Source organism: Chitinophaga sp. (assembly GCF_035538455.1).
Lineage (GTDB): Bacteria > Bacteroidota > Bacteroidia > Chitinophagales > Chitinophagaceae > Chitinophaga.
In genome coordinates this window covers 1-2,079 of sequence record NZ_DATLKJ010000040.1, presented here as the reverse complement: position 1 = coordinate 2,079, position 2,079 = coordinate 1, and the positions used below count along the sequence as shown (strand labels likewise).

Genomic DNA, 2,079 nt, shown 5'->3' with positions numbered 1-2,079 from the left:
ATGACGTGCCTATAGAAACAGTAAGCCAGTTATTAGGCCATAAAAGCATCCGTACTACACAGATTTACGCCAAGATCACCCAACAGAAAGTAAGCAATAATATGCGTGTTTTGCGTAGCCGCCTGTTTGGTGAAGGAGTAGTTTTGCAGAAGCGGAGTGTATAACCAGGTATCGCTGCCGCGGGCTTGCGCCTTATGAACAAATGTTTTTGCAACGGTGGGCCACCTGTCGGGCTTCAGTAGAAAAACATTTGTTTATAAGGCGCTTTTATTTGTGTGGAGGTGTGTTCATTTTTCTTTTCACCAGCAGCAATTTTAGCAGACATGATAACATCTATCTACGAAAAATTGAGTGCTTTCATTCAAATATCCTTCTAATAATACTGTTCCAGTATCAAAATAAGCTATTGGGGAAAATATTATTTTACCCTCATACAATAAGCATGCTTTCGATCAGATTCACTTAAGACATAATCTGGTCGGAAGTTTTGGAATAGATATAGGTGTTGGTTGGTGTTTGCGATGGTGATTGTGAAACTAGCCTTAGAGCATTTGTCTTGTTGCCGATATACACCATTTGCATCGCCTGGCCCAATCATAAAATCACCTTTCTCTGTAGCAATAAACCCCGCCTTAAATCGATACCGCCCGTTAGTCTCATGAAATCGGAATTCTTTTGTTTTTTTTGCAAAAGGAGTTTTTGAATTATCAATAACCTCCCCAAATACTAAATGTGTCTTAAATGCTTCCGCTGCCTCTACCAATCCGGTTTGGGTTGTGCTGCCAACATCGAATTTTTGAAACGCTATGGCACTACCCAGGTTTACGGCTCCGGAATAATCTACTTCTGAACTGGTTTTTAAATCTGTTAACTGTGTCGGTACATCCACTTCTATCCAGATAGTATCTCCTACATTAATACTGTCTTTGTCTGGATAGATGCGGTTAGCGATAGCGAATGAAAAATCCACTCCTGCACAATTGGTTCTGCATGTAGTATAACAAGTAAACAAATGGATAAGTAATAATCCTATTGTTATTTTAAATTTAATAGCCATAGCTTGTAAATAAAGTTTTTACTTGGGACTGTTGATTGTTACCATTATTGAGGAGTAGCCGATCTCTAAATTGTATTATGGACGAAACATCGCTTTGCAATGCTGCGAACATCTGCTGATTTGTGTACCCATTAACATTGTCAGTAACATATTGTAAATCTGCTCTATTATCTAACAAATCATAATACAAGCCCGAAGGTATCCATTGGAACGGGTAATCAAGGCGGCGAGGATCATAGTCTTCTAAAGCATTCAGATGTGCGCTTAATCCTACTACTGGTGAATTATTATAATATGCTCTTCTTGCAAACGATACAGCAACAGTATTATAACCATAAGTCATATCAGTCATAAAATGCCCCATATGATAAGCCCAGCTTTCTGCAAGTGCTATGTAATTTGAAATATCCCCGGCGGTACCATCACCATATGGACTGTTTTGACCACCAGAGCCAAAACGAGCAGTTTCTGCGGCTTCAGCATAAACAAAGGTATTCCACCATACCTGACCAACCCGGTTGAAGTGAGCAGCATGCGTTAATTCATGGTAAATTACCTCCCTGGCGTCAGAACTGGCCCAGTTGGGGACATGATAACTTAGAGATATGTCCACACCCGCCAGCAATTTTGAGTTATACAGGTAATTGAAAAGCTGCGATAAGGAACTTAATCCTGGCTGTGCAATAAAGTATTCAATGAAACTTTGGGGCATAGCGCCTGCATTGGTCCGGTGCCGGTTCATGGGTGTTGAGCCAGCCCCCGGAGCGCTTAAAGTAGTCAGCAATATACGAAGGCCGGAGGGAGCCTGTCCCGTGCCAATAACGGAAGCCATGCCGTTGTAGTCTGCATAGGATCGTATTACAGTTGAAGCAAACCATAACTTATGCTGATTGGTCTTGGGTTGCTCATCATCCACAAACACCGCATTAATATTGTTGAGTGTGCCGCTGTACCTCCCAATACTGGTTTTGATAGGGAACCACATTTGCCAGAAACGAAGACCTTTAATCGCGCGCAGCTCT

The 2,079-nt window shown here is 41.5% G+C and carries 2 protein-coding genes; both read right to left on the bottom strand.

Features of this window, described 5'->3' with window-relative positions:
• Positions 1-418 precede the first annotated feature (418 nt).
• Positions 419-1,057, bottom strand: coding sequence for a hypothetical protein (locus tag VM802_RS04685; protein WP_325528491.1), 639 nt, complete (start codon positions 1,055-1,057; stop codon positions 419-421).
• On the bottom strand, positions 1,047-2,079 hold a 1,033-nt coding region (locus VM802_RS04680; RefSeq protein ID WP_325528489.1), incomplete at its 5' end, for a hypothetical protein. The genes VM802_RS04680 and VM802_RS04685, both read right to left, overlap by 11 nt.

What these genes read in the sequence shown, in the direction of transcription:
- VM802_RS04685 (WP_325528491.1), bottom strand. Translation starts at nt 1,057, where the DNA reads ATGGCTATTAAATTTAAAATAACAATAGGATTATTACTTATCCATTTG.